This window comes from Burkholderia pseudomultivorans (assembly GCF_001718415.1).
Taxonomy (GTDB): domain Bacteria; phylum Pseudomonadota; class Gammaproteobacteria; order Burkholderiales; family Burkholderiaceae; genus Burkholderia; species Burkholderia pseudomultivorans_A.
This window is the reverse complement of the sequence record NZ_CP013377.1, coordinates 2179268-2206187: the sequence shown is the minus strand read 5'-3', so window position 1 is coordinate 2206187 and position 26920 is coordinate 2179268. Positions and strand designations below refer to the sequence as shown.

Below are 26920 nucleotides of genomic sequence, written 5' to 3'. Positions count from 1 at the left end.
CAATCAGTTTTGAACGGAGTTGAGTTGCTATGAGCACGATTGAGGTCATCCGGAAGCCGAGCATCGAGCGGGCATTTCGGGAAGCGCTGAGCGATCCGCGCAGCCGCGGGCCGGTTGCGGACGCGCTCGGCTGGGACGATTCACAGGTGAGCCGGTTTCTGTCGGGGAACCTCGGCGTTCCGATCAACAAAATCGACGCGGGGCTGAATGCTCTCGAACTGCGCGTCGTCTCGCGCGAGTACCTGGACGGGTTGTCGACGATGAGCAAGGTGGGCGTGAACTGCCACTGCGCACGGGAGGGTTTCGGGGAGTGCGGCGGCCGCTGGTGATGTAAGCGACGGGCCTCGGCAAAAGCGTTTTCGACGGAGAGCGCTTCTGTCTGGGTTTAGTAATCCTAAAAATTCGAAATTTATGGAAGCCAAGCAGATCAACCAATCGGCCGAAATGCAGCAGCGGAAACAGGCCCTGTCCAGCGAAGTCCAGCGCATCGTGCGCGATACCAACCAACATCCGACGTACCCGCGCAGGTGTCTGTCGTGCGGTGCGGTCGAATCCCTCGACGGCTCGGTGCCGTGCGGTCACTGAAATGGCCCGCTTCCATTGCCGCTGCCGGCACTGCGAAACGCGCCGGGTGCTGAAGAAGCGTCCCGACGAGTACGTACGGCAACCGCAATGCAGCGTCTGCGGCCGGCGCGATTTTCGAATCGACGCGTGGATGCAGAAGCGCAATACCCGCCTGATGGCGTGCACATGCGCCGGTTACTGGTTCTGGCATCGGCGCGGCTCGCTGTACTGCTGGCACCGAGCAGACGGTTCGACCAGATCACCTGGCGATTCGGATTTCGCGGATCGCAATCCGCCGCCCGACGTGCTGGCGGCCTGAATTTTCTCCAGGAGGAAAACGTGGCAAAAAGCTCCGTTGAAGCATACGGCGCGCAGAGCAAGGTAACTGCGCTGGCGATGGACCCGAACGATCTCGAATTGGTCATGGACCCGTCGCACCCGTTGTACGACCGGCGCGTGCATCAAGAGCCGAATCCCAAGACAGTGCAGAACTATCGCGCGATCGGCGTGCGTAAACCGGTGCTGTTCTACAAGGATCCCGAGACGGGCAAGAACCTCATCATCGACGGCCGGACGCGCGTGATCAATGCGCGCGAGCTGAATCGACAACTGGTCGCCGCAGGTGAAGAACCGATCACGATCCCCGCAATTCCCCAGCGAACAATCAACGACGGCGGCAAGACGTACTCGGCCGTGATGGTTAGCACGAACGAGATCCGCAAGGAAGACTCGCCGATCAACCGTGCTGAAAAGATGGCCCGCATGCTCGACGCCGGCCACACGGAGGAAACGGTCGCCGTCATGTTCGGCGTCGAAGTGCCGACGGTACAGCAGTCACTGAAGCTGCTCGACTGCACGGCGGCCGTGCGTGATGCGCTCGAACTCGACCAGATCACGGTGTCACACGCGCTAAAGCTGGCGAAGCTATCGCCGGAGAAACAGCGCGAGAAGGTCCAGGCAGTCATCGCCGCAGCGGAAGGCAAGGAAGGCCACGAAAAGGCTCGTGCACAGAAAGCCGCTCTGACTGGCGACGCAGCTCCGCGTATGCGCACTCGCAAGCAGATCGCGGCCGAGCTGGAGAAGGCGACCGGCGAGCGTGCTGACGCGCTGCGGTGGGTTCTCAATCTCGATGGCGACGCGCCGACGGCCGAGGCTGCGGACTCCCGTCAAATGTCGCTCGACGAGGCTGCATGAGCATCAAGGTTCAAACGATGGTATGGGACCGGTATCCGGGCGAAGACCATGAACTGTTGCTCGCCCTGAAGCTGGCCGACTACTGCGACGACAACGGGGAGCACATTTTCCCGAGCATCGAAACGATGGCCGAGAAGACGCGTCGCTCGGCGCGCGCCGTTCAGTACCAGATCAAGAGCATGGTGGAGCGCGGCTGGTTGATCCTGGTCGCCAACGCAGGCGGCGGCCGTGGTCGTACGTGTGAATACCGCATCAATCCCGAATGGATAAACGGTGCAGAGCTTGCACCCATTTCCGTTGGCTCAAAGGGCGCAACGGATGCACCCATAGGAAAGGGTGCAACGAACAGCAAAAAGGGTGCAACGGACGACAGAAAGGGTGCAATGGGTTTCGCAAAAGGGTGCAATGGGTTGCACCCGATTCACCATGAACCACCACAGGAACCATCAGAGAACCACCAAGGCGCACGGCGTGCGCCGCGAGTTGCGTTGCATGCCGAGCTGCGTTCGACCGAACTGCCCGACTGGCTGGCGTTCGAGGATTGGGACATGTGGTGCGAACACCGGGAGGCAAAGCACAAAGACGCGCCTTGGACGCGCCCGGCCGCGACCGTATCGATCCGGAAGCTGACGAAGCTGCGTTCGCTGGGGCAAGACCCGAAGGCGTGCATCGAAGAGGCGGTACTGCGTGGCTGGACGGGCCTGTTCCCGCTGAAAGGCGACGTGGCCGCGACATCGTCGGGCGCCGGCACTGCGGTCGCGCCGGATTGGTGGAAGACGGCGCCGGGCATTCGCGAGCGCGGCAAGCAGCTCGGTATCGACGAAAAGCCGAATCAGGTGTTCGAGCAGTTCAAGGCGCGCGTGTTCAAGGCGGCAGGCCCGGGCGAATGGATGGAAGACATGCTGCGCACGGTCAGCCGCGAAAGCGAAGAGCGCTACGAGTCTCTGTACGCGTACTTCAACGACATTCCGCGCGACCAGGGCCTGCAACAGGCGGCGGCATGACGGCCAACGAGTGCCGCGAGCGATTCATGGCTGCGGTGCGGGACGCTCGGGCCGGCAGGAACAGCAAGGCACACACGCTCATCTCGTCGGTGCGCGAGCGATTTGGGGATGCGGCGGCCGAGACGGCACGCCGTGAGTTGAGGAATTACGTGGATAGCGACAGGAAGGCATGACGAAACGAACCACATGGCCGATGCGCGTTGACGGGGGTACGACGAAGGTCGGCACGGCGCGCGTGCGTGATGACTCGCGGCCGAGGATGACGGCAGCGCAGAAGGCGGTTTTCGATGCGACGGGCAACCGACCGCAGGTCGATGCTGGCTTCGACGACATTGGCGACGGGATCGATGCGCCGCCCGTGCTGACACCGACGTACCGCCAATCCGATGCCAAGACGCGCATGCAAGCGCTTGGGCGGCTGAAGACCGGCGAGATGAACAAGACCGAACAGCGGTACGCGGACCACCTGGAAGCGCGCAAGCAGGCGGGCGAAATCGTCTGGTATCGCTTCGAGGGCATCAAGTTCCGCCTGGCGGACAACACGTTCTACACGCCCGACTTCGCGGTGATGCTCGCGAACGGCCAACTCGAAGCTCACGAAGTAAAGGGGCACTGGCAGGACGACGCGCGAGTGAAGGTCAAGGTCGCCGCGGATCAATACCCGGTCCGGTTCGTGGCAGTGAAAGCGGGGCCGTCAAAGACCGGTGGCGGCTGGCAAACGGAGGAATTCTGATGGCGGCCAACAAGAAACCGCGCAAGGCATATCGACCGCGAGTAGTGCGCCGCACGGCCGGCCTCGATGTGCTGGAGCGGCGTACACCGATGGATCGTAGTCAAAAGACGGATCTCGGGATCGCCTACTACATGGCGCTGAACGAAATGACGAACGGTCGCGGCACGGAAGAACACTGGTCGACGGTTACGTGCGCGCTGAATCTGGCGCTGGTCATTGCGGAGACGGGGCCAGGCCTCGACGGCATCGGGATCATCAAGAGCGCGCTGGCCGGCGCAGTTCGGTCGAGGGATCGGGCACGGCGTACCGGGAAGTGGGGTTTCGACGGAGACGCGCTGATCGACGTACGAATCGCTCTCGAAACGCACGATGCGCAGATGGCGACGGTTTCGAAGGCAGCGATTCTCAAAGCGCTCGGGGAGGTTCACCGCCGAATCGACGCGGGCGACGTATTCAAGGAGGCAGCGTGAGCAAACGCCCGTGGCGGAAATGGAGCGAGCAGGAAGAAGCGGATCTGGCCCGCGTATGGACGGCCGACGGCCCGATGAAGCTGTACCTGGGCCTGTTCAACGGCAGAAGTGTGGAAGCGGTCCTGGCGCATGGCTTGCAAATCGGTCTGGGCGAGCGGCCCAACCGCAATGCGTGTGCGGGGCACCCGAATGCGGCAGCAATCTTGCGCGTGCTGGCTCAGGGACCGATGGAGTCAGTCGAGCTGTCGGCGAAAACCGGAATCTCGCGCCGCACGGTGATGAAGCACCTCAAGCTGCTGCATGCCGAGGGGAAGGTCTACATCGCGCGATGGGAGCGATTCAGCGTCAGCGGCTACCCGTGCCGGGTCTACGCAGTTGGCAAGCGCGAGGATGCGCGCCGGCCGGCGGTCCGCACGCCGGGGCAGAAGTGGCGGGAGCGAATGGCGGACCTGAAGAAGAACCGGCCCGACGAGTACGTGCGTGTGATGGCACGGCGTCGTGCGAACGCGCAGAGGCGCTCGCAGGTGGCTAGGCGAGACATTGCAGCGGTGGCGATGTTCGGGGTGGCGGCAGCATGAAGCGATCCGCGTTCAAGCCGCGCCAGAAACCGATGTCGCGCGGATCGTGGTCCCGGAAAAGCTCACCGCTTCCCGAGCAAGCGCCGCGAAAGATCGCGATGCGGCGACGTCTGAAGAAGCCGACCGTCGCCGAAGGCTCGAAGTATCTCGCGGCATGCCGCGGCGAGCCATGCTACCTACGCGTGCCGGGCCTGTGTCGGCGGAACCCGATCGATGAAACCGTGGTGCCGTGTCATTCGAACCAATCCCGCCACGGGAAGGCCGGGGCGATGAAGGCGAAAAACGAATTTACGGTTCCCGGTTGCGGCGCGTGTCACGCCTGGATCGATCAGAACCGCGTCGGCACCCCGAAGCAGGTCAAGTTCGACGTGTGGGATCGGGCATATGAGGAATGGGTGCCGGTGCGTGCCCGAAAGATGGGAGAGGGAAATTGCCAGTGATTCTTACCGTGCAGCTGCCCGCGGGCCGGCACAGCTTCAAGCGAAAGCACGGCATGGGGCCTGCGATCAGTTCAGAGATGTACCGGCCGCTGGTAACGACGGTGTATCGGATCGCGCGGATCCCGACCGTGAAGCGCCAGTTGCTCGCGGTCGTCGAGGTCGATGCGTTCATCCCGGAGCGGCACCGGACACACCTCGCACCGAACGATCCCCGATGGGTGCGGCCGGGCGTCTTGCGAACGAAGGCGTACTGGATCGACAACAAGAAGTCGCGGGCGCTCGGGCGGTTTCTCGCGAGCGACGCGCTGGTACTGGACGTGAGGGATACGCAATGACGCCGGCGGCACAGAGAAAGCGTTTGGAAGGTCAGGCGACGATCGCGAAAAAGGTGTTCGAGGCGGTGCCCATCCGCGATGCGTGGTCGATCCACCAGATGATGTCGCACCTGACGAAGATTACCAAGAGCCATATCGACTACCGGGTGATGCAGGGATGCTTGAGCGCCCTGAAGGATTCCGGGCTGATTCGAGAGCCGCAGCGCGGTTTCTTCCAGCGAGTCGAGGTCCGCGAGGATGCAGTGAAAACCGAAGTGACAGGAGAGATTGAAGTGCCGAACCTGAAAACCGAATCGAAACCGGCTGCACCGGCATCGCCGATTGACGTACTGGACGGGATTGCCGGGCGCTTGCGCCGACTGCGGGACGATGCAGAAACGCTCGCGTCCGACATCGAGACGGCGGCACTCGTCATCGCGGAGCAAGGGGCAGAGACGCAGGCGGCCGTGATGAAGGCGCGTCAGCTGCAGCAGCTCTTGCAGGAACTGGGCGGCATCCGCGTATGAGTGCAGCCGCATGCGTCCTGTACGGAGACGTGCCTGAGCCTTTGCTCATCGCGGCGATCCGTCATCGCGACTCGGTGACCGGCGCGGATCTCATCGCGTTCGACGAATGCCCTTTCTCGGGGGAGATTACCGAGACGGAGCACGGCATGCAGATCGCCTTTCCATGGCCGCGCAACCGGATGCTGCGCCACGCCATAGGGGATTGGCTTACACACCACGGCATCAATTTCACTGTCGTCATGTAACGACGAACGACCGACCCGCCTTTCAAGCAAATCGAAAACAGGAACAACATGACGATCGACGAAAGCAACCAGATCGAAGAACTGCTGTGCGAATGGTACGACTGGCAAGCAGCATATACCCCGAGCCTTGGCTATGGGCGCATCGATCCGTCGTGCCGTGGATTCTCCGAGTCCGAGCGCACGCTGACGGCCGACGAGCGCTCGGAAGAGGCGGACCGGAAGGTGGCGAAGAAGCGGGCGGAACAGATCGACGTGTGCGTTGACGCTCTGACGTGGCAGGAGCGCGCAGCAATCCAGCGACACATGAAGGCGAAGCGAATTGGTGCGATGAACGAGGCATGCGGCGCAAACGTCTGGAGCAATCCGCGCGGACTAGATTTGTCGGATGCGCATGCAAACTATCAGGCCGCGAAAGAAGCGCTGTATCCGCGTATGAAGGCTCGCGGCCTGTTGAAGGAGCCGCATCCGGCCTGAGGTGCGTGAGGCCAAAATTGGGCTTCCTTGGGCGCGGCACCTCGGTAAGAGGCGTGATCAATGCGAAGCTGCCTCCCTTCGGTCTGCGCATGCGAGAAACGACGCTCACGGGGGCAATGGCCAATCGCTGAGCCGATCTTTCGGCCCTTGCTGCCTTTGACGTGGGATGTAGTCCTACGCCGCAAATTTTTTGGGATGCTGACGTTCGTACAGACACCGACGGGCGATCTGCTCAAGTCAAATCGCTGCGTACGGTGGTAGCGGTAAGTTCGGCGTAGATCAACGGTGCGGGAAACCCCTCATACGGCGAATTTTCCGCAATTCACTATTATCTTGAAACATGCCACGGTGGGGAATATCGGGCATAGGGAGCGGTAGCTCATAGACAGAAAACGAACGGGGAAGACGTGAGAAAGGTAATCCTGCTGCTTGTCGCAGTTTGTCCGCTCCTTTTTGGCTGCGTGGTTGGTGGCGTCCCCTCTCATATATCGCAGGCGCTTCCACCGTGCGACCAAACGTCAGATAACCTGGATTGCATCCTGAACAAGAACTCTGGCGTCGTCGAAGAGCTGAGACCGAACAAAAAGCCGTTGCCTACTCTAGGTCTCGCATTGTCAGGGGGAGGCTCGAAAGCCGCGCCATTTGCCATGGGCGTAGTGAAGCGTTTTGTTGACGAGGGTTGGCTTTACCGTACCGACTATGTGACGTCAGTGTCCGGAGGTTCGTACACCGCGTTCTACCTATATTACAAGGCGTATCGAGCGATTCTCGACGACGTGCCTGTCATTAGCGCGTATCCCGGCCTTACGCGCTATTTCATGGACACCCGTAATCTCGATAGCAGGAAGCGTGAACTTCCTTACGTATGGCTATTTTCACCCGATGAAGTTCACCATCGTTGGGACAGCCTCGCGGAGCTGCCCGGCGGTTGTACGAACCTAGGACCGGTACCGACCGATGACCCGCATCCCACGGATCTTAGTGCCCCGGTATGGAAAGACGTACAACAGGCAGCATACCAAGGTTGGGTCGAGTGCTATCAGGACCTGCTGCGCAGAGACAGAGTCCAGATGTCTAAATATAAGAACGGCATGCTTGCTCGGACTCGCTATGCCGATCAGCTTGGCGGGACGTTCGCGATGCTCTTCGCAGAGTCGTTGGCAACAGCCCCCGCTAACTGGTTCACTAATGTCCTCTTTGACTGGAAATGGCGGGTCTCGCCAACGCAGTACGACTATCTGTACGGCATTATGCGCACATACGGCTACATGCCACAGCCTGGAGATAAGCTTCCGGTATCACCTCATTCGAGCCGGTTTCGAGAAATGGTCAACTGTCTGGATTTTGGTGACCTGTCTATCATATACACACGCGATCCTACCATTACAAAAGAGAAGCTCGGTGGATACTTGCCGAAGTGGATCATTCAGGCGACGGCTAACTCCGGGAACATTGGTCTTGACCTTTCGCCAAAGCACTACGATTTGAGTTCGGACGTCTTTGAAATATCGTTCGATATGTTTGGATCCGGTCATTATGGTTATGTACAGGGCTCGCCTTGGCTGGTTGGGCTGACCGTACCCATGGCTGTGCTGTCATCGGCAGCTTTCGCGGATACAGCCCAACGTAGCATTCATATCCCGCGCGGACTTGTAAACTTCGGCTTGCAAACCATTAATCTTAGATGGGGATTTGATATCGCAAACTATAACGTTCCAGACAGCACGAGACGTCTTCACTCGCTGCTGATATGGCCGTTTTACTACCTGGACTCTCCTGTAACTACCGAATGGGGACCAACTATTCACCTCTCCGATGGGGGGCAGACTGGCGATAATCTTGGATTGGTTCCTCTTTTGCGTAGAGGAGTGCGTAACATTGTGGCGGTTGCCGGAGAGAACGACTACGATAGCACCTCGAATGCGATGTTGTTAGCGTCGCTGTGCTCAGTTAACTACTACTTGAACGTGCATGGCTACACCATGGATTTCGACGGCGACCCGACGTTGCCGATTGGAAGTGGTCCGGAGAAATACCATCTTGCGAAAAAGTGTACGTGGGACGGAAACCGTCAGATTTACGTACATCCGACAAAGGACGGAAGCGATATCTCGCCTCTGAACTGGAAGCGCCGCGTTTGGGTCGGCCATGTGGTGCCATATGTTCCCGGGGTGGACGGCTTGCAATTGCTGCAGGGCGAAAAGCTCGCGGAACCTGAGGTGACTCCAAAACATCTTGAAGGCATTACCGTTTACTACATTAACTCGGCAATGGACCAGCAGGAGTGGATGAAAGTCGTTGATGATTGGTATCCCCCCGACCCATCCCTCAAACAGCCCTTCCTTCCGAAGGGCGAACCCCATAATCCGGTGCGTTGCAACGGCATCGTGACAACTGCCACAGGTACGTACAACTGTCCGCTTATCGAATACTTTCAGGATACTATTGATGCTGTGCAGAACGGCGGCCATAAATGGGTATTCCCCCAGACAAGCACTGCCTTCACAACGTACAGCAACAGCATCAATTTGTTTCGAGCGTATCGCGATTTGGGTTGGTTGTACGCGGGAGATCTCCCGAACGCGTCGCCACAGCTTGGTGACATTCTATTGCATGGTCACCCGAACGACGCTCCGGACGGATTGAGCGTCCTGTACGATCAACAAAAGCATCGGTACCCGAAGGATGCGCAGGTATGCAAGGGGTGGAAGGGTTGATTGCTGGCTTAGCTAGATGCAAGGTGGAACTGGAGAACCTTGATTAAAGGCTAAACTCAGACAATAGCTTCCACAGGCGCGAGCAAGGAAACCGACTGGGTAGCAAACGCCCTCTCGCGCGGGTGAAAGGAGGCTTCTAGTGACCTGAGACAGTCGTTCTGAAGCTGTCCGTTTGGTATGGTGCAGACTAATGCACACAAAGCACTTGTAAACCCCTTCGCGTTTCGCTATATTGACGACGTCGGGCGCGAGGTGCGCCCGAAACGAAGCCCGCCCGGTTTGCCGTGCGGGCTTTTTCCGTTTATGTGGCCGAAGTCGATATGGCGGTGCTGATGTTTCGTCGTCGCCCGCGCTGGGTACGCGCAGTCGTGGCGGTCATCGCGCTCGTTCGGTTGCATTACGCAGATCGGCGAGACGAGCGACATCGCGTTACAGCGCACAGGTGGCGGATCGATTAGATCGTCACGCGTGTGCGGCCATTTCGTGTTCGGCGGCAAGCGCGAGGAATGCCGAGCGCGACAGCTTGCGTGCGCCCGCTGCCGCATCGATCTGCTGCAGGAGCCGTTCGGGCATGCTCACGTTAAAGCGCACGGCCTTCGAATTGATCTTCGACAGATCGATATCGAAGAGCATCCAGACGCCGCCTTCGTACTCGGGATTTCTGGTAAGCGCTTCCAACGCGGACGGCGCCGGCACCGGGCCTTCCTCATCGTAGAAGTGCGCTTCGACCGCTTCCTGTACGGCAGCGGGAAGTTCTTCCCAGGTGTCGGCCGCCGCGAAGCAGCCCGGGAAGTCAGGGAATGTGACGCCGTGCGCGTGCTTGGCGTCGCCTACGTGGACATAGAGTGGATAGAGCATTCTTCTCTCCTCAAAAACTGCCGGTCATTTCAGGCCGGCTTGCTTCAGGATGCTGCGCACCGTAGCGATCAGCAGGTCTTTCTTCGGGTGAGGCACCGTTACCTTGCCCGGCTTTGTCGGGTGCTTGAACTGGTGGTGCGACCCGACAGTGTGTACGTGGTACCAGCCATCGGCCTTGATTCGCTTGATGAGTTCGGTGCTGTTCATGTGTGTAATTATACACACTACACACGAATACACAACAGATATGTCGAAACGCCCGTTGAAACCGTGCAAGCACCGAGGGTGCGGCGCACTCGTCGCAGACGGCAAATCGTACTGCGAGAAGCACGCCGACGAGGCGGTGAAATGGAAGCCGGACGCGGTGCGTGGCAATCGCCATGTGCGGGGTTACGGAACGGCGTGGGACAAGATCAGGCAGCGCATCCTGCGTCGCGACAGCGGTCTTTGCCAGCCTTGCCTGCAAGTCGGGCGCGTGACGGCGGCAACGGCAGTAGACCACATCATTTCAAAGGCCCGAGGCGGAACCGACCGCGATGAGAACCTGCAAGGGATCTGTCGTGATTGCCATGCGACGAAGACGGCTCGCGAGCGGTTGCGTTGACGCGGGGCGGTCGCGCTCGGCCGTTGCCCGCCCGGCGGATGCGCCGGGCGGGGAGGGGGGTGAAAAAGTCTGGGAAGCGTCGCCTTCGGGACCGCCCGCTTCGTCGAATTTTTACGCCCGCGAAATTAAAAATTCAGGAGTTGGCCAGTGGGAGGTATCGCGTCAGTGCCGGGGCGGGGCAGAAAACCCAAGCCGACGGCGCGGAAAATCGCCGCCGGAAACCCCGGCAAACGTGCGTTGAATAGGGACGAGCCGGATTTTGGACTGGTCACCAACATCGAACCGCCGGAGTGGATAGCCGGCGAGGCGCGCGACATGTGGGAGCGCGTTGTCCCGCTGCTTTGCGGGCAAAAAATCTTGCAGGTGACCGACCTGCACATTGTCGAGATTTTCTGTTCGGCCTATGGAAACTGGCGCACTGCGCAGGACGATCTGACTCGCAACGGTCCAGTCGTCGACAGCTCGCAAGGCAGTCCGATGAAGAATCCGGCCGCGACCGTTGTGAAGGAGGCGGCGGCGCAAATGGCGAGTTTCGGCGCAATGCTTGGGCTCGACCCGGCGAGCAGGCAGCGCCTGGTCGGCGCCAAGCCGAAGACACCGGACAACCCTTTCGCGAAGCTACTCGGCAAATGATTGGAAGACATGGCGACGAATTTCCCGCGCGTAGAGCAGGGGCTAAAGTTCGCGCGGGAAGTCGTTCGTGGCAAGCGGGTCGCCTGCCGCTATGTGCAACTTGCTTGCAAGCGCCACCTTGACGACCTTGCGGCGAGCAGAAAGAAGGACTTCCGATGGAAGTTCGATGCGGAGGCCGCAGAGCGAAAGCTCGCGCTCATTGAACTGCTGCCGCACACAAAAGGCGAGTGGGCGTTCAAGGGACAGCTGGTAACGCTGGAGCCTTGGCAGAAGTTCGGCCTGATGGCGACCTTTGGATGGCTCAGCAAGCGCACCGGCAAGCGCCGGTTCCGAGAAAGCTACTGGGAGGTTCCCAGAAAGAACGGCAAATCGGTGATTGCCGCAGGCGTCGGCATCGGGATGTTCGTGCTCGACGAGGAGTTCGGCGCAGAGGTCTATTCGGGCGCGACGTCTGAAAAGCAGGCATGGGAGGTCTTTCGCCCAGCTCAGTTGATGGTCAAGCGCTCGCCGATGCTGATCGAGTCGGCCGGAATCGAGGTGAATGCCTCGAATATGAACAAGCCGGCAGATGGCAGTCGGTTCGAGCCGATTATCGGCAACCCGGGCGACGGTGCGTCTCCATCGTGTGCGATCGTCGACGAATATCACGAACACGACAGCGCCGCACTGTACGAAACGATGCTGACCGGGATGGGGGCGCGCCGTCAGCCGCTGATGTTCATCATCACGACGGCGGGCGCCAACATCGAGGGGCCGTGCTTCGACAAGCGCCGACAGGTGATCGAAATGCTCGAAGGGACGGTTCCCGACGACGAGCTTTTCGGCTGGATCTGGACGATCGACGACGGAGACGACTGGACCGATCCGCGTGTGCTGGCGAAAGCCAATCCGAATATCGGAATTTCGGTCTATCAGGAGTACCTGGAGAGCCAGCAGCAGCGCGCGATCAAGTCGGCGCGGTTCACGAACACGTTCAAGACGAAGCACTTGAACGTTTGGACGTCGGCCAAGGCCGGCTATTTCAACCTGGAAGACTGGAAAGCATGCGAAGACCGTTCGCTGTCCCTCGAGCAATTCGAGGGACAAGATTGCGTGCTTGCGCTCGACATGGCGCGCAAGCTCGACTTGAACAGCATGGCTCGCATCTTCTGGCGTGATACCGACGGGCGGCGGCATTACTTCTGCGTTGCGCCGCGGTTCTGGGTGCCCGAGGACACGGTACGCAATACCGAGAACCGTCGCATGGCGGAGCGGTATCAGGCGTGGGTCAACCAAGGCTTTCTGTTCGAAACAGATGGCGCGGAGATCGACTATCGCGACATTCTGGAAGAAGCGAAGGACGCAAACCGGCGGTGTCCGGTTCAATGCACGCCGCTCGATCCACACGGCGCAACGAACCTGTCGCACCAGCTTGATGACGAAGGCCTTACGCCGGTCACGATCGTGCAGAACTACACGAACATGTCCGATCCGATGAAGGAACTGGAGGCTGCCATTACGTCGGGCCGGTTCCATCACGACGGAAATCCGATCATGACGTGGTGTATCGGCAACGTCATTGGCAAGAACTTGCCTGGTAATGACGATGTGGTGCGTCCGATCAAGCAAGGCAACGACAACAAAATCGACGGCGCCGTGGCGCTGATTATGGCAGTGGGCCGGGCAATGCTGGCCGACCGCGTCGATTCCGAGTCGATCTACGATCAAGGGGTGGGTGTTTGAATTCTATTGGTATTGCGGCCTGGGTGGCCGGCCTGCTCGGGTTCGCGCTACTGGTGACGGGTGTGGTGCTGATTAGCCTGCCGATCGGGCTTATCGTTGCCGGCGTGCTCCTGCTGGTGTGGGCGTTCCTTGCGGATCTGGCTGCTGCTCGCGCCGTGCGCGCCGGTCAGCCGAAGGAGTAACCCTATGTTTTTCAGTAGGCAATTGCTCTCCAACAGCGGCCAGACGCAGATGGGTGCTGGCGGGTGGATATCGGCGCTGCTTGGTAGCTCGCGATCCGACGCCGGCCAGGTGGTTACCCCCGCGAGCGCGCTGTCGCTGACCGTCTTGCAGAACTGCGTCACGCTGCTCGCGGAGAGCATCGCGCAGTTGCCGATCGAGCTATATGAGCGATCCGGCGACGACAGGAAGCCGGCGGTCGATCATCCGCTGTATTCGATTCTGAAGTACGAGCCGAACCCGTGGCAGACGCCTTTTGAGTTTCAGGAGCAGTCGCAGGTGGCTGCCGGCCTTCGCGGAAACAGCTACAGCTTCATCGATCGCGATCCGGACGGCGTGATTCAAGGGCTGTATCCGCTCGACAACGAGGCCATGACGGTCATGAAGGGCTCGGATCTCATGCCTGTCTATCGCATCTACGGATCCGATCCGATGCCGAAGCGGATGGTGCATCACGTTCGCTGGATGTCGATCAACGGCTATACGGGGCTGTCGCCGGTTCTGCTTCATGCGAACGCAATCGGACATGCGCAGGCTATCCAGCAATACGCCGGCAAGTCTTTCATGAACGGCACGGCGCTGTCGGGCGTGATCGAACGGCCAAAGGAGAGCCCGGCGCTCAAGGATCAAGCGAGCGTGGATCGCATCACGGACGGCTGGAACGCGAAGTTCGGCGGATCGGGTAACGCGAAGAAAGTCGCACTTCTGCAGGAGGGCATGACGTTCAAGCCGCTGTCGATGACGAACGTCGACGCAGCGCTCATTGACGCGTTGCGCCTCTCCGCGCTCGACATCGCCCGGATCTACAAAATTCCGGCCCACATGGTGAACGAGCTGGAGCGGGCGACATTCAGCAACATCGAGCATCAGTCGCTCCAGTTCGTCATCTACACACTGTTGCCGTGGGTTAAACGGCACGAGCAGGCAAAGACGCGTGACCTGCTCCTGCCGTCGGAGCGCAAGCAGTATTTCATCGAATACAACCTCGCGGGGCTGCTGCGAGGCGATCAGTCGTCGCGCTACGCAGCTTATGCGGTCGGACGCCAGTGGGGCTGGCTATCGATCAACGACATTCGCCGGCTTGAGAACATGCCGCCAGTCAAGGGCGGCGACGTCTACCTGAGTCCTATGAACATGGTCGACGCGTCGAAGCCGCAGCAATTCCCTCCAGGGAAGTCCGAGCCGACGAAAGCGCAGATCGACGAAATTGGGAGGATCCTTTCTTGAAACCGCACCTCAGACTCGCAAGTCTGATTTTCAATCAGCCGCAGCTCGTCACGGACCCGATGATGTCGCTGGCGGTGCAGTGGGCGAATCACGCGCTCAACCTGAACATCGTCAACCTGACCGTGAACAACGCACAGCCGAAGATCATGGAGGACGATGAGTTCGACAGCGGTGTGCAGATGGCCGCGGCATCGGAGCGTCGTCGTGCCCTGGTAGCTGATACCGGTATGGACATCATTCCGGTTTCGGGAATCCTGGTGTCGCGGTCCGCTCACATGAACCCGTGCGAGCCGATGACCAGCTACGAAGGCCTGCGAACTGCCGTGAATCAGGCAGTTGCGGATCCGGCCGTCGAGCACATCGTTCTCGATATCGACAGCAATGGCGGGAGCGCGACCGGCGCATTCGAACTGGCCGACGATATTCGGGCTGCGTCGCTGGTGAAGCCGGTCACGGCGATCGTCAACTTCTCGGCATTCTCGGGCGGGTATCTGATCGCCGCCGCTGCATCGAAGGTCATCGTCAGCCGTACGTCCGGCGTGGGTTCGATCGGCGTCATCGCCAACCATCTCGACGTTTCGAAGCGTGATGAGCAGCAAGGGATCAAGGTGACCTCGGTGTTTGCCGGGAATCACAAGAACGATCTCACCCCGCATGAGCCGCTGAGCGATCAGTCGCTGGCGTTCCTCACCAGCATGGTGCAAAACAGCTACAAGCAGTTCGTCGATGCAATCGCGAGCTTCCGCGGGCTGAGCACGCAAGCGGTGAAGGACACGCAGGCGGGCATCTTCTTCGGTCAGCAAGGTGTCGATGCAGGGCTTGCGGATAGCGTCGAGACGCCGCAGGCAGCGATCAACCGGATTGCTGCCGAAGTGCGCGCATCGCGCACCGAGCGCCAGAGCGGCAACGCGCGGCGTAGTGTCTCCGCGCGCGCGGCCGCGATGAACATGCAATCCGTGATGTAACTGGCCAAAAATCGAATTTTTCACGATCAACATCCGAGCGCGTTCGCGTCTCAGTTGAGCACTGCCACCTTTGGGTGGCATTTTTTTTAGGAGAAGGTAAGTGAACATCAATGAACTCCGCCGCGAACGCGCAGCCGTCAACCAGCGTGTGCAGGCGCTTGCGGCGATCGAGTTGGGCGGCACCGCATTGTCGGTCGAGCAGCAAGCCGAATTCGATCATCTCAGCTCGAAATTCAACGATCTGACTGCGCAGATCGAGCGCGCGGAAGCGGCGGAGCGGATGGCCGCAGCTGCGGCAGTGCCGGTTGACCCGGCGCCGGCCGCCGTTGCTGCGCCGGCCGCGGCGAGCGTGCCGGCACAGCCGAAGGCGCAGGAAGTGAAGGGCGCGAAGATGGCCCGCATGGTTCGCGCGCTTGCGGCGGCGCGGGGGGATGCGCAGCTCGCGTCGAAAATCGCGATCGAGCGCGGCTTCGGCGAAGAGGTCGCAATGTCGCTGAACACCCTTTCGCCGGGCGCGGGTGGCGTCCTGGTGCCCGAGAACCTGTCGAGCGAGGTCATCGAACTGCTGCGCCCGAAGTCCGTGGTCCGCAAGCTCGGCGCTCGTACGCTGCCGCTCTCGAACGGAAATATCACCATCCCGCGTCTGAAGGGCGGCGCCATCGTCGGCTACATCGGCGCCGACACCGACATCCCGACGACGCAACAACAGTTCGACGATCTGAAGCTGACGGCCAAGAAGATGGCCGCGCTGGTCCCGATCGCGAACGACCTGATCAAGTACGCCGGCGTGAATCCCAACGTCGATCAGATCGTGGTCGGTGACCTCACGGCCGCAATCGGGGCGCGCGAAGACAAGGCATTCATTCGCGACGACGGCACCGCGAACACCCCGAAGGGCCTCCGCTTCTGGGCGCTTCCCGGCAACGTCTTGCCGGCCAGCGACGGTTCGACGCTGCAAAAGATCGAAACGGATCTCGGCAAGGCCATTCTGGCGCTGGAGAACGCCGACGCCAACCTCACGCAGCCGGGCTGGATCATGGCGCCGCGTACGTTCCGATTCCTCGAAGGCCTGCGCGATGGCAACGGCAACAAGGTCTATCCGGAACTCGCCAACGGCATGCTGAAGGGCTATCCGGTCGGCAAGACGACGCAAGTGCCGATCAATCTCGGCGACGGTGCGAACGAGTCGGAAATCTACTTCACCGACTTCGGCGACGTGTTCATCGGCGAGGAAGAAACGCTGGAAATCGACTACAGCAAGGAGGCGACCTACAAGGACGCCGACGGCAACATGATCAGCGCGTTCCAGCGCGATCAGACGCTGATCCGCGTGATCGCGAAGAACGACTTCGGTCCGCGTCACGTCGAGTCGATTTCCGTGCTGGCCGGCGTGACCTGGGGCGCGTAAGCGAATCTGTAACCGTGCCGCCCGCCTGTTGGCGGGCAGGCAGCATGTCGGAGAAAAACATGAAGGTGGTCAAGTTCAAGCGGCACTACGCACAGTACACGCCCGGCGATGTCGCTGGGTTCGAAGACGAGCACGCGGCCCGGCTCGTCGATGCAGGAATCGCGGACGCGTCCGCGCCAGAACCGAAGGAGGCGAAAGCCTCGCAAAAGGCAGAAACGGGCAAGGCCGCAGCGGCAAAGGGGTGATCCGGGATGGCTGCTGTTCTCGTCGAATACCTGGACGATGTTGAGCCGCTTACCTTCGAGGAAGTCGCAATTCAGTGTCGAATCGATGATGAAGATGAACGCCAGTTCGTCGAAAACATCGTGATTCCAGGTGCGCGCCAGGCAGCCGAGAGAAAGTCCGGTGCGGCTATCCGGAAAGCGCGGTATGTCGAACGGCTTGCCGGCTTCCCAGCTGGTGAGTTCTCGTTGTCCGTGGGGCAAGTGCTCGGTGTCGATAGCATCGAAGCGCGCGATGCGACCGGATTTGCATCGACGCTCGATCCGGGTGGATATGAGGTAGTTCAACTGGGCCGAGAAACGCTTTGCGCTCCGCTCGGCACCGCTCGGTGGCCTCATGCGAGTGTCGTGACGATCACGTATCGGGCCGGTATCGACATCGACAAGCATCCGTCGGTGCGCTCGTGGATGCTTCTTGCGGCGGCATGGGCCTACGATCATCGAGAGCTGTTCTCCGAAGGCCAGACAGTCGCGCAAATGCCGGACGGCTATGCCGATCTCCTGCTCGATTCCATCACCGTTCCACCGAGGTTTTGATGAAGGCCGGGAAACTGAAAGAGCGAATCGTCATCGAGCGGCCGAGCGGTGAAGAAAACGAGAATGGCGAACCGTTGCCGGGCGCATGGGTAGTCCATGCGCGCCCGTGGGCCGATGTGCTGTTCGTGAACGGAAAAGAGCACGTCGTCTCGGGGGCGGTGCGAGGTTCCACGGTCGCCAGCATGCGCATTCGCTATCGAGCAGGAATCGACGAGCAAATGCGCGTGCGGTATGGCGGTCGGCTGTACGACATCACGGCCGTGCTGCCCGCGCGTACGCGCGGGTATCTCGACCTGTCGGTAAAGGTGGGGGAGAAGTATGTCTAGTGTCCAAGTACTTGGGCTGGCTGACCTGCAAGCCGACTTCGCAAAGCTCGCGAAGGCGCAGTCGACGAAGGCGCTCCGGCGCGCGACGTTGGCGGGTGCAAAAGTGATCCGCGATGAAGCTCGGACGCGAGCGCCCAAGAAGACGGGGAAGCTGAAGCGCAACATCCAATCGACCTCGCTTCGTCAGAAAGAGTCGCCGGGCATCGCGACGGCTGGTGTGCGAGTTCGGACTAAGGGAAAGGCCGAGTCGCCGACGAATGCTTTTTACTGGCGCTTTGTGGAACTCGGAACGCAGCACATGAGGGCGGAGCCGTTCATACGACCAGCCTTTGACGCTTCGATTGCCCAGGCCGAGGGCGCGATTCGAACGGAGCTTGCACGTGCGATCGATATGGTGATCGGGGGTGGACTTTGAGTGCACTTGTCGTCCGTGACGCGATCGGGTCCGTAGGCAGCGCGAAAGGGTACGTCGGCGTCGCCGGGTCAAAAGCGCAATCGCCGTACTACGTCGTGTCGCGAGTGAGCGGCGAGCGCGATATTGCGCTTGGCGGAGCGACCGGCGGTAAGTCGGGCGTGTTCCAGATCGACGTGTACGCGAGTACCTATACCGAGGCAGACGCGATCGCCGATCGGGTGATCGACCGGGCGTCGTCAAGCGGGATATTCGCCGTCGGTGGTGTCAGCGAATTGCCCGATGACTTTTCGAGCGATACCGGGGATTTCCGGGTGAGTCTCGAAATATCCGTGCAGTTCTGACCGATTCAATTTCTGTTTGGCCCGCCGAGTGCGGGCCTTTTTCATTCTGAGGGGCTTATGGCCGAGAAAAGCAAGCGCATCAAGGCGCAAGGCACGAAGGTCGAGGTATCGAAGACCGTTTCGACGGACCTCGATGACAAGACGCTCGTCTTCGTCGATCTGAATACGACGAGCAAGACCGTCCAGTGGCAGGGCGGGCAGTCGTCGGAAATCGATGCGACGACGCTGGCGAGCGAGGAAAAGGAATCCGAGCTGGGGCTGCCGGATCCGGGGGAGTTTTCGGTCGACGGCAACTATTCGTCCGACGACGAGGGCCAGGTGATCCTCCGGGCTGCGCGCGGAACTGGCGAAAAGCGAGTTTTCCGCGTCACGTTCCGAAACGGCGCGCAGTTTCTGTTCATCGGTATGGTCCGTCAGTACACGTGGTCGGCCGGCGTCGACGGCATCGTGACGTCGACGTACAGCGTCCGTGTCAGCGGTTCGCCGAAGGAAGTGCCGCCGCCGGCGCCGCCGGCAGGCTGACCAATCCGATGAACCAGTGAGGAATAGAAGATGAGCAACAAGACAAAAACCGGCGCGTTGCGCGCCGCGATTCTCAATCCGCTGGCCGGCTGGAAGCACGAATTTCTGTCGATGCCGGAATGGGGCGGCGTCACCGTCGCGGTGCGTGAGCCGCTGCTCGAAGATCGCGCCTTCTGGCTCGAACCGCTCCGCATGGCAGCGGGCGTGGAGCCTGACGACGATCAAGAGACGGCGCGCGCGAAGTACGCCCGCGTCAGCGCCGAAGACTACCGGACGTCGTACGCGCGCCTGTTCGTGCGTGTCCTGTTCGTCGACACGCCGGAGGGCTGGCGCCGCGAATTCGAAGACGGTGACGTTGAGGCCGTTGCCGAAGCGTTCGGCGTTGCGCACGACCGTATCGTTACCAAGGCGATCGAGCTGGGCGATCTCAACGCCGATCCGGACGAAGCGGGAAAAAAGCCTTCCGCCGAAACCCCGACCTCCGACTCGAACTGACGTTGGCGCTGCGCCTCGGCAAGACGCTCGCCGAGCTGCGCTCGTCGATGTCAGCGGCCGAGTTTGTGCTGTGGCAGGCGTTGGACGCCGAGTCGCCGATCAGCGACGACCGCTACGACCTGCATGCCGCGATGGTCGCATCGGCGGTGTTCCAGGCACAGGGCGCGAAGGTGAAGGTGTCCGACATGCTGCCGAACTGGGGCGGCGGCGAGTCGGAGGCGGCTCAAGAGGTTGCGGACGATCCATTCTTCGCTGCCCTCGCGAGCATGGCAAAGTAGGCGGAAAAGAACTATGGCAACGAGTCTGCGCGAGCTGATTGTCAGCGTTACCGCGAACACGACCGAATACGACCGACGTATGCGCGGGCTGGCGTCGACGGCTGGCGGGTATTTCAACGCGGTCCGGGACGGAGGCCGGGCCGCCGACGCAGCATTCGCGTCGAATGCATCGAGCGTCCAGGTCACGGTGCGCGCGATCGAGGCCGCTCGCGGATCCATTCGCGGGTATGCCGAGGCGGCGGCCGCGGCTTTCGGCGTGCATCAGCTCATCGAGTACGCCGATGAGTGGACGAACCTGAGTAACCGGCTCAAGATCGTTACGCGAGACCAGATCGATTTCGCGATCGCGCAAAACGATGTGGTCCAAATCGCGCGTACGGCGCGGCAGCCGCTCGACGCGACGGCCGAACTGTACCAGCGGATCGCGAACAATACCGGTCACCTCGGCCTGTCGATCAAGGAGGTCGGCCCGCTGGTCGAGACGATCAGCAAAGCGGTCGCGCTCTCCGGTGTTTCGGCGGATACGGCCCGGATGGGTATCGTGCAGCTGGGTCAGGCGTTCGCGTCCGGTCAGTTGCGCGGCCAAGACCTGCATAGCGTGCTCGAGGAACTGCCGGGCGTCGCCGAGGCAATCGCGCGCGGGATGGGGCGCAGCTCGTCCGAGTTGAAGGGGCTCGCGGAAGCCGGCAAGCTGACGGTCGAAAACCTCATCGACGCCTTGAAGAACGCATCGTCGAGCACTGACGCGCTGTTCTCCAAGATGCAGGTGACCGTCGATCAGTCGATGACGCGCCTGCATACGGAGATTCTTAAGTACATCGGTGAGGCCGATCAGGCAACGGGCGCGAGCGCAAAGCTGTCGCAAGGCATCATCTACGTTGCCGAGCATATCGACCAGATCGCGAAGATCAGCGCGTCGCTCGCTGCCGGCCGACTCGCGGTGTATTTCGTCCAGACGGCAGTGGCTGCCGGAAAGTCGGCGATCGCGTGGAATGCCGAGCGCCAGGCGCTGCTCGCGAAGGCGCAGGCGGAGAACGCGGCCGCTTTGGTGACGATCACGCGGGCGCAGAGCGACCGCGATGCGGCGGCCGCGAAACTGCAGAATGCGCAGGCCGCAGAGGTTGCGGCACAGGCGGAACTGGCCGGCATGCGCGCGATGCGCGAGAGCCTTGCCATGCAGTCGGCGCTCACGGCTGGCTCAATCCGGTATACGGAGGCGAAGCTCGCCGAGGCGCGGGCGATCGAGGCGAGTGCCGTGGCGCAGGTCGCGACGGCGCGGTCGAATCTTGCGAACAGCCAGGAGATCGGTTCGCGGATCGCCGGGACGCCGTACGCAGCGGTCATCGCGCGCGAAACTGCCGCGGCTCAAGGGGAGCTTGCGCGCGCAGAGGCGTCACTCGCGCTGGCGCAACAACGTCGCGCTGCGTTGGAGGCGGCCGCAGCCAAGGGCACAGTCGATCAAACGCGATATGCGGCCGCGCTGGCGGAAACGGAAAAGGGGCTCGCTGTCGCGGAGCGCGAGGTGGCGGCAGCGACGCGCGCCCGGGAAAGTGCCGAGCGCGGTGCCACGGCGGCGACTGCGGGCCTTGCTGCTGCGACCGAACGTGCGGCGGTAGCGCAGACTGCTGCGGCGCGCGCCGGCTCGCTGATGCGCACAGTCGGCTCCGGGCTGTTGTCGGTCGTTGGCGGCCTGCCGGGCATTCTCACGACTGTCGGCACGGTTGCGCTCGGCGCTGCCGTGAACTGGTTAGTTTTCCGGGATCACGCGAGCAGTGCGACGTCGAGCCTGATCGACATGCAGGCGCCGCTCGATCAGATCATCGAGAAGTATCGGCAGCTCTCCCCGCTGTTGCAGCAGGTCGAGCGTGATCGCGCAAAGCAAATGCAGGCCACCGCGGCGAGCGACATCGCGGAGGCTTATGCGAGTCTCGCTGCGCGAGCGTCGCAAAGCGTCACGCTTCCAAACTTCGGCGATGGTACACCGATCATCACGCCGGAGAACGAGGCCGCGCTGGATCGGTTCATGGAGGGACTGAACCGGATCAAGTCGGAGAACCTTGGCGTCGACGAGAAGTCGCGCGAGCTATCTCGACTCGTCGACGTATTCGTCGATGCGACGAAGGGCGGGGATGATCTCCGATCCGAGCTTGTAAGGGCTGCATCTGCCATTGACATCGCCGGCGCGGCCGCTGACAAGGGAGCGCGCACGCTCGATGCGATGAATGCAGCGGCGCGCAGTGCGGCAGACGGTATCCGGTTGCTTACCGAGGAAAACAATTTCTTCGCGGGCGGCATGGGTGCCGAGGCGTGGAACAAGTACGTCGACAAGCTGAAGGAAGCATCGGACGTCATCGGCATGACCGCGCGGCAGCGGGCTGAATACGAGGCGAAGACGAAGGGCGCAAACGCTGCCGAGGCGCGACAGGCCGGTTTGATGGCTGGTCGAGCGGACGCGTACAAATCGCTCGAAAAGGCGATTCAGGACAAGGATGCGAAGGCCGAGGCCGGTGCCCGTCGGAATATCGACAACCTGACGCGCGAACTGGCGCTGATGAATCAGCAGATGGTCGTTGCCGCGGCCCTGGCTGAATTTCAGGCGGATCTCGTCAGCAAGAAATTCGAGAAATTCGGGTTCAACGCTGACGCCGCTCGCGCTGCCGCGGCTGCTCGCGGCAAGCAGGCGTTCGACGACACGGTGTCGGAGTCGGCTGCGCAGGTCGCCCGGATCAGCGTCAATGCGCCGGCCTTGGGGCACAAGGCTCGGTCGGGTGGCGCGCGATCCGACCCGGAGAGCCAGCGTCTGCTCGACAACATCGAGCAGCGGATTGCGCAGTTGCGCGTCGAAGCAGTCGCGACCGACAAGCTCACGCAGTCGGAGAAGGACCGGATCGGCTTCGATCAGAAGCTGACCGACCTGGCCAGCAAGCGCACGAAGCTGTCGGACGGTGACAAGAGCCTAATCCGTGACCAGGCATCGATTCGAGCGGCATACGACCGTGCGGTTCAGCTCGAAAAGGAAGTTCGCTATCACGACGCGATCAACAAGCTGAAGGAGCGCAGCGCGCAGATTGACGCTGAACTGGCCGACTACGCGACGGAACGTCAGCGCGAAGTCGAGCGCGAACTCGCTGCGATGTCGATGGGTGACAACGCGCGCGAGCTGAATCAAGCGACGAGCCGTGTCAGCGACGAATTCCGGCGCCGGCGTGACGAGCTGACGAAGGGCGCGCGGAAAGACGGCACGCTCAATTCGCCGGAGTACCTGGCGGAGATTGACCGCATCAACCGTGCCGAGGCCGAGCAGGTCGAGCGCGAACGCGGCTATTTCGATCAACGCCTCGCTATGCAGCGTGATTGGCGCGTTGGCGCGAGCCGGGCGGTTGCGCTGTACCAGGAGTCGGCGGAGAACGCCGCAGGCCGAGCGGAGGAAGCCTTCACCAGCTCGTTCCGGAATCTGGAGGATGCGGTCACGTCGTTCGCGGCGACCGGGAAGTTGGATTTTCGGGGGCTGGTCGACAGCATGATCGCCGATCTCGCGCGGTTCGCCGCGCGGGCGGCGCTGGCGCCCGTGTTCGGTTGGCTCGGGAATGCGATCGGCTTGGGTGCGTCGGCGGCAAGCGGATTCAGCTCGTCGTCCCTGCTTGGTGGTATCGGTGGTGGGCTGACCGATGCGCTCGCGAGCGGCGGTGGAAATGCGTACGGATTCCATCTTGCGACGGGCGGCCGCGTTACCGGGCCGGGGACGTCGACGAGCGACAGCATCCCGGCGTGGCTTTCGAACGATGAGTTCGTGGTCAAGGCTTCTGCCGTTCGGAAGCCGGGCGTTCTTCGGTTGCTGGAGGCGATCAACAGCGGGCGCGACGTCGGATTCGCGAAGTTTGCGAACGGCGGGCTCGTTGGCGGCCGCGACGGCGGTGTTAGCGTGCCCGGCGGCCAGGATGGTGGCGTCACATTAAACATTCCGTTGACGATCGACGGCGGATCCGGCAATCCATCGCAGATGATGGCGAGCGCTGAGTTCGTGAAGAAGCTTAAGCAACTGATCCAAGGGCTAATTGCCGCTGAAAGTCGTCAAGGTGGTTCGCTCTGGAAACTCAGGAACGGGGTTGCGTAATGACCGATACGTTTATCTGGTCGCCGACTGTTGAAGGATTCGGCGGCGATACAGCGCTACGTGTGCGAAAGGCCGGGTTCGGTGACGGGTATACGCAGCGCTCGGCGGACGGCCTCAACAATCGGGTGGCGACTTACAACCTGCGGTTTGTCGGGAAGGCTGACACGATTTCCGCAATTCTCGCGTTCCTCGACTCGCACGCCGGCGCGGTGTCGTTCTTTTGGACGCCGCCGCTTCGCCCGCAGGGACGCTTCGTATGCGAGAAGTACACCGAGCCGGTGAAAAACGGCAAGGTGTACACGATCACTGCACAGTTTGAACAGACATTCGCGCCGTAAGGGTTGACATGGCATCACTTCAAAAAGCAAATCTCGGAACGATTCCGACGGGCTCCGGTGGAGACGATCAGCGTACGGCGAACACGAAATTCAACGGGAACGTTGATGTGCTGAACGCGCAAGTGCCGCTCACCACGGCATCAACGATTACGGCTGCGCAGGTACTGACCGTCGGTCATGTCGGTAAGCGGGTGAATATCAACCTCTCGTCGGAAGGAACAGTCAATCTGCCGATCGCGTCGACGTGTCCGACCGACGGTGTTATCCACCTACGTAACGTCGGGAAGAAAGTCACAATTGCCGCTGCGGCGGGCTCCGGAAATTCGTTTACCACAATTGATCTAAATGTCGGGGAGTCCATATTAGTAGATACGGACGGCGGGAACGTGTGGCGTGTGCTTTTGCGAGGCCGTTCATATCTCGCAGATGAGATCGTCAGGGGAAATATGACCCTCGGAGGTTCGCTTGTTGCGGTTCACCGATACAACCTGCTCTTTAATAGCACCGCAGAGTTCGGAGATATCGGATGGAGTTCCGCGAATTTCGGCGCTAGAAACGACGGGGGAAACGGCGGGCCAAAATTCGGAAACTCGTCAGCTATCCCGGGCGGGAGCGCTTTGGAGGACGTGTCTGATTTTTTTATCTTGTTTCCCAGTGCTGTCTGTTTGCAGGCTGAGATGGCAATGGCGGGAAGCACGCCAGGAACCATGTATGTTGCGCTCGATACGTACGATTCTGCAAAGAAGTTGATTGCCAAAGACGTTGTACGTCTTTCTCTATCGAATACGTCGTCGGCATCGTGGAATCTGTACACCGCTACGGGGACAACGACGGGTGCTGCTTACGGGCGCATTCGCAAGGGCTGTGATGCCAATGTCGTCGCCCCTGGCGCGGCAGCAGTCCAGTTCCGTAGGATCAAACTGGAAGGCGGTGCATGGCCGTCGCTGTACTCCCAAGAGGCGAGCATTGCGTATCTCGCTGGTGCACCAGCGTTTTCCGGCCGCCCCACTTTCGCGGGTAAAACGCCTTGGGATAGCGGGAATTTCGACCCGAACTCGAAGCAGGCTGCTGGGAACTACGTTACTCGCGACGGGCACACATACAACATTTCGTGGGACGGAAGTTCGCCGCAAATCTCAGTAGACGGAACCGCACAAGGAAGGTTGCTGACTGATACCTTTATCGGCCCCGACTCGGTTAGCAACTTTGGATTCGGCTCGAATACGCTGACCGCGCCATATTTCAGAAAGAGGGATACGAAAGAACTGGCATGGTTGGTGATGCAGCATCCACAGGCAAATGGGGCGTGGGTCAATCAGCCCAGGAGGTCGAACGGCTATGTCGAATGGCAATCAGACATCGGTGCGATTGGCACGAACTACTTTACCTCGGATGCTCGCTACAAAGAGAACATCAAGCCTACGCAGATTGATCCTATTGCGCTCGTCCAATCGCTCAAGTTCTATGAATTTGATTACGACGCTGCGCACGGCGGCTACCACGTAGAGCACGGTGTACTAGCGCAACAAGCGGCCGGCATTGCGCCCTGGCTCGTCAACACGCTTAGCGACGGTACGCTGTCGCCGGATGCTACTCGTTTGCTCACGGTTGCATTACATGCGATCCAGAAGTTGTCAGAAGAAGTACAGGCGCTCAAGCGCGATCCGGAAGCGACAACGGAGGTTTGATGGCGATCACGGCGGATATTCAGGGCCTCGAGCCCGGTCACCGAATCGAGCTATTCGAGCTCGACTGTTCGGAGATCGGCGGCGAAGTTCTGCGGTTTCATGGCCATTCGCAATCGAGGTCTATCGTTTGGCAGGAACAGGAGTACAGGCCTTGGCCGATTCAGGGGGCTGGGTTCGAGCGGACGTCAGATGCACGACAGCCGTCGCCGACGCTGACCGTTGGCGACATCAACGGCACGATCACAGCGATGTGTATCGCGTTGGAGGATCTTGTCGGAGCGAAGGTGTACCGTCGCCGTACGCTCGCGAAGTATCTCGACGCAATCAATTTCCCGGACGGGAATCCGTCCGCGGACCCGAATGAACAGTGGCCGATCGAGCAGTGGCGAGTCGAGCAGAAAAGCGACGAGCAACCTGGCGTGCAGGTTGAGTTCACGCTGTCGTCGCCGCTCGACTTCGGCGGTCAGCAAGTACCGGCGCGTCAGATTGTCGGGACGTGCCAGTGGCGCTATCGCGGCCCGGAATGTGGATACACCGCAATGGTGTTCTTCGACAAGAACGACATGCCGGTGAGTGACCCGGCACTCGACCGATGCAGTCAAAAAATCAGCGGATGCGAGTGCCGATACGGCGCCAATAACCCGCTACCGCACGGCGGTTTTTTGTGCGACACGCTCGCCTAGCCATCA

General features: G+C 60.9%; 34 protein-coding genes. 32 read left to right on the top strand and 2 right to left on the bottom strand.

The genetic code is table 11. From position 1 onward, the window contains the following. Positions 1 to 29 precede the first annotated feature (29 nt). From WS57_RS09410 to WS57_RS35620, 13 genes are all read left to right on the top strand, one after another. Positions 30 to 329 carry a DNA-binding protein gene (locus WS57_RS09410; protein ID WP_081056699.1) on the top strand — a complete coding sequence of 100 codons (300 nt, stop codon included), beginning with the start codon at positions 30 to 32 and terminating at the stop codon, positions 327 to 329. An 82-nt stretch (positions 330 to 411) separates the two neighbouring features. Continuing rightward, complete coding sequence (locus WS57_RS36945) at positions 412 to 585, top strand: hypothetical protein (protein WP_155741112.1); 174 nt, start codon at positions 412 to 414, stop codon at positions 583 to 585. A 318-nt stretch (positions 586 to 903) separates the two neighbouring features. After that, the gene (locus WS57_RS09400) at positions 904 to 1758 is read left to right on the top strand and encodes a ParB/RepB/Spo0J family partition protein (protein ID WP_059601782.1); all 855 of its coding nucleotides are present in this window, start codon (positions 904 to 906) and stop codon (positions 1756 to 1758) included. Continuing rightward, entirely contained in the window at positions 1755 to 2762 is a 1008-nt protein-coding gene (locus WS57_RS09395; protein ID WP_069244101.1) for a helix-turn-helix domain-containing protein, read from the top strand. The genes WS57_RS09400 and WS57_RS09395 overlap by 4 nt, the downstream gene beginning before the upstream one ends. A gap of 169 nt (positions 2763 to 2931) precedes the next feature. Then, entirely contained in the window at positions 2932 to 3495 is a 564-nt protein-coding gene (locus WS57_RS09390; RefSeq protein ID WP_069244100.1) for a hypothetical protein, read from the top strand. Beyond that, positions 3495 to 3965 carry a hypothetical protein gene (locus WS57_RS09385; protein WP_069244099.1) on the top strand — a complete coding sequence of 157 codons (471 nt, stop codon included), beginning with the start codon at positions 3495 to 3497 and terminating at the stop codon, positions 3963 to 3965. The genes WS57_RS09390 and WS57_RS09385 overlap by 1 nt, the downstream gene beginning before the upstream one ends. Next, positions 3962 to 4543 carry an ArsR/SmtB family transcription factor gene (locus tag WS57_RS09380; RefSeq protein ID WP_069244098.1) on the top strand — a complete coding sequence of 194 codons (582 nt, stop codon included), beginning with the start codon at positions 3962 to 3964 and terminating at the stop codon, positions 4541 to 4543. Before WS57_RS09385 ends, WS57_RS09380 begins: the two co-directional genes overlap by 4 nt. Further along, on the top strand, positions 4540 to 4983 hold the full coding sequence (locus WS57_RS09375; protein WP_069244097.1) for a nuclease domain-containing protein: 444 nt from the start codon (positions 4540 to 4542) through the stop codon (positions 4981 to 4983). Before WS57_RS09380 ends, WS57_RS09375 begins: the two co-directional genes overlap by 4 nt. Continuing rightward, the gene (locus WS57_RS09370) at positions 4980 to 5318 is read left to right on the top strand and encodes a hypothetical protein (RefSeq protein WP_081337597.1); all 339 of its coding nucleotides are present in this window, start codon (positions 4980 to 4982) and stop codon (positions 5316 to 5318) included. The genes WS57_RS09375 and WS57_RS09370 overlap by 4 nt, the downstream gene beginning before the upstream one ends. Next, entirely contained in the window at positions 5315 to 5824 is a 510-nt protein-coding gene (locus WS57_RS09365; protein WP_069244096.1) for a hypothetical protein, read from the top strand. Before WS57_RS09370 ends, WS57_RS09365 begins: the two co-directional genes overlap by 4 nt. Next, entirely contained in the window at positions 5821 to 6069 is a 249-nt protein-coding gene (locus tag WS57_RS09360) for a phage portal protein (protein ID WP_069244095.1), read from the top strand. The genes WS57_RS09365 and WS57_RS09360 overlap by 4 nt, the downstream gene beginning before the upstream one ends. A gap of 48 nt (positions 6070 to 6117) precedes the next feature. Next, a complete protein-coding gene (locus tag WS57_RS09355) occupies positions 6118 to 6543 on the top strand; it encodes a hypothetical protein (protein WP_069244094.1) in 426 nt (141 codons plus the stop codon). Between the two features lie 407 nt (positions 6544 to 6950). Next, positions 6951 to 9260, top strand: coding sequence for a patatin-like phospholipase family protein (locus tag WS57_RS35620; protein ID WP_155774276.1), 2310 nt, complete (start codon positions 6951 to 6953; stop codon positions 9258 to 9260). A 462-nt stretch (positions 9261 to 9722) separates the two neighbouring features. Here the strand turns inward: WS57_RS35620 and WS57_RS09345 are convergent, their stop codons facing one another. Both WS57_RS09345 and WS57_RS09340 read right to left on the bottom strand, forming a co-directional pair. Beyond that, positions 9723 to 10118 carry a type II toxin-antitoxin system HicB family antitoxin gene (locus WS57_RS09345; RefSeq protein WP_069244092.1) on the bottom strand — a complete coding sequence of 132 codons (396 nt, stop codon included), beginning with the start codon at positions 10116 to 10118 and terminating at the stop codon, positions 9723 to 9725. A gap of 24 nt (positions 10119 to 10142) precedes the next feature. Next, a complete protein-coding gene (locus WS57_RS09340) occupies positions 10143 to 10325 on the bottom strand; it encodes a type II toxin-antitoxin system HicA family toxin (RefSeq protein ID WP_059771351.1) in 183 nt (60 codons plus the stop codon). Positions 10326 to 10365: 40 nt separating this feature from the next. Between WS57_RS09340 and WS57_RS35615 the strand changes: the two genes are divergently transcribed. The 19 genes from WS57_RS35615 (at position 10366) to WS57_RS09250 (ending at position 26914) form a co-directional block, all read left to right on the top strand. Beyond that, on the top strand, positions 10366 to 10722 hold the full coding sequence (locus tag WS57_RS35615; protein ID WP_081337595.1) for an HNH endonuclease: 357 nt from the start codon (positions 10366 to 10368) through the stop codon (positions 10720 to 10722). 147 nt (positions 10723 to 10869) lie between these two features. Next, positions 10870 to 11355, top strand: coding sequence for a phage terminase small subunit P27 family (locus tag WS57_RS09335; protein ID WP_081337594.1), 486 nt, complete (start codon positions 10870 to 10872; stop codon positions 11353 to 11355). 9 nt (positions 11356 to 11364) lie between these two features. Beyond that, the gene (locus WS57_RS09330) at positions 11365 to 13077 is read left to right on the top strand and encodes a terminase large subunit (protein ID WP_069244091.1); all 1713 of its coding nucleotides are present in this window, start codon (positions 11365 to 11367) and stop codon (positions 13075 to 13077) included. Continuing rightward, positions 13074 to 13259, top strand: a complete 186-nt coding sequence (locus WS57_RS09325) for a hypothetical protein (RefSeq protein ID WP_059514084.1) — start codon at positions 13074 to 13076, stop codon at positions 13257 to 13259. The genes WS57_RS09330 and WS57_RS09325 overlap by 4 nt, the downstream gene beginning before the upstream one ends. 4 nt (positions 13260 to 13263) lie before the next feature. Then, positions 13264 to 14523 carry a phage portal protein gene (locus WS57_RS09320; RefSeq protein WP_059514087.1) on the top strand — a complete coding sequence of 420 codons (1260 nt, stop codon included), beginning with the start codon at positions 13264 to 13266 and terminating at the stop codon, positions 14521 to 14523. Further along, positions 14520 to 15488, top strand: a complete 969-nt coding sequence (locus tag WS57_RS09315) for a S49 family peptidase (protein WP_069244090.1) — start codon at positions 14520 to 14522, stop codon at positions 15486 to 15488. Before WS57_RS09320 ends, WS57_RS09315 begins: the two co-directional genes overlap by 4 nt. 100 nt (positions 15489 to 15588) lie before the next feature. Next, positions 15589 to 16896 carry a phage major capsid protein gene (locus WS57_RS09310; RefSeq protein WP_069244089.1) on the top strand — a complete coding sequence of 436 codons (1308 nt, stop codon included), beginning with the start codon at positions 15589 to 15591 and terminating at the stop codon, positions 16894 to 16896. Between the two features lie 59 nt (positions 16897 to 16955). Then, complete coding sequence (locus WS57_RS09305; protein ID WP_059514170.1) at positions 16956 to 17141, top strand: hypothetical protein; 186 nt, start codon at positions 16956 to 16958, stop codon at positions 17139 to 17141. A 6-nt stretch (positions 17142 to 17147) separates the two neighbouring features. Beyond that, entirely contained in the window at positions 17148 to 17714 is a 567-nt protein-coding gene (locus tag WS57_RS09300) for a hypothetical protein (RefSeq protein ID WP_059514096.1), read from the top strand. Beyond that, positions 17714 to 18040 (top strand): phage head closure protein, encoded by a 327-nt coding sequence (locus WS57_RS09295; protein WP_081074386.1) that lies wholly within the window; start codon positions 17714 to 17716, stop codon positions 18038 to 18040. Before WS57_RS09300 ends, WS57_RS09295 begins: the two co-directional genes overlap by 1 nt. Beyond that, positions 18033 to 18455: an HK97-gp10 family putative phage morphogenesis protein gene (locus tag WS57_RS09290; RefSeq protein ID WP_069244088.1), complete on the top strand. Its 423-nt coding sequence runs from the start codon at positions 18033 to 18035 to the stop codon at positions 18453 to 18455. The genes WS57_RS09295 and WS57_RS09290 overlap by 8 nt, the downstream gene beginning before the upstream one ends. Then, entirely contained in the window at positions 18452 to 18796 is a 345-nt protein-coding gene (locus tag WS57_RS09285; RefSeq protein ID WP_069244087.1) for a DUF3168 domain-containing protein, read from the top strand. The genes WS57_RS09290 and WS57_RS09285 overlap by 4 nt, the downstream gene beginning before the upstream one ends. Positions 18797 to 18853: 57 nt before the next feature. Then, positions 18854 to 19318: a phage tail tube protein gene (locus WS57_RS09280; RefSeq protein ID WP_059514107.1), complete on the top strand. Its 465-nt coding sequence runs from the start codon at positions 18854 to 18856 to the stop codon at positions 19316 to 19318. A gap of 30 nt (positions 19319 to 19348) precedes the next feature. Then, positions 19349 to 19813, top strand: coding sequence for a phage tail assembly chaperone (locus WS57_RS09275; RefSeq protein WP_069244086.1), 465 nt, complete (start codon positions 19349 to 19351; stop codon positions 19811 to 19813). Further along, positions 19810 to 20091, top strand: coding sequence for a phage tail assembly protein T (locus WS57_RS09270; RefSeq protein ID WP_059514113.1), 282 nt, complete (start codon positions 19810 to 19812; stop codon positions 20089 to 20091). Before WS57_RS09275 ends, WS57_RS09270 begins: the two co-directional genes overlap by 4 nt. Positions 20092 to 20104: 13 nt before the next feature. Beyond that, a complete protein-coding gene (locus WS57_RS09265) occupies positions 20105 to 24205 on the top strand; it encodes a phage tail tape measure protein (RefSeq protein WP_069244085.1) in 4101 nt (1366 codons plus the stop codon). After that, the gene (locus tag WS57_RS09260) at positions 24205 to 24543 is read left to right on the top strand and encodes a phage tail protein (protein WP_069244084.1); all 339 of its coding nucleotides are present in this window, start codon (positions 24205 to 24207) and stop codon (positions 24541 to 24543) included. Before WS57_RS09265 ends, WS57_RS09260 begins: the two co-directional genes overlap by 1 nt. A gap of 8 nt (positions 24544 to 24551) precedes the next feature. Continuing rightward, positions 24552 to 26231: a tail fiber domain-containing protein gene (locus WS57_RS35610; RefSeq protein ID WP_081337593.1), complete on the top strand. Its 1680-nt coding sequence runs from the start codon at positions 24552 to 24554 to the stop codon at positions 26229 to 26231. After that, a complete protein-coding gene (locus tag WS57_RS09250) occupies positions 26231 to 26914 on the top strand; it encodes a phage minor tail protein L (protein WP_069244082.1) in 684 nt (227 codons plus the stop codon). The genes WS57_RS35610 and WS57_RS09250 overlap by 1 nt, the downstream gene beginning before the upstream one ends. The last annotated feature ends 6 nt before the right edge of the window (positions 26915 to 26920 follow it).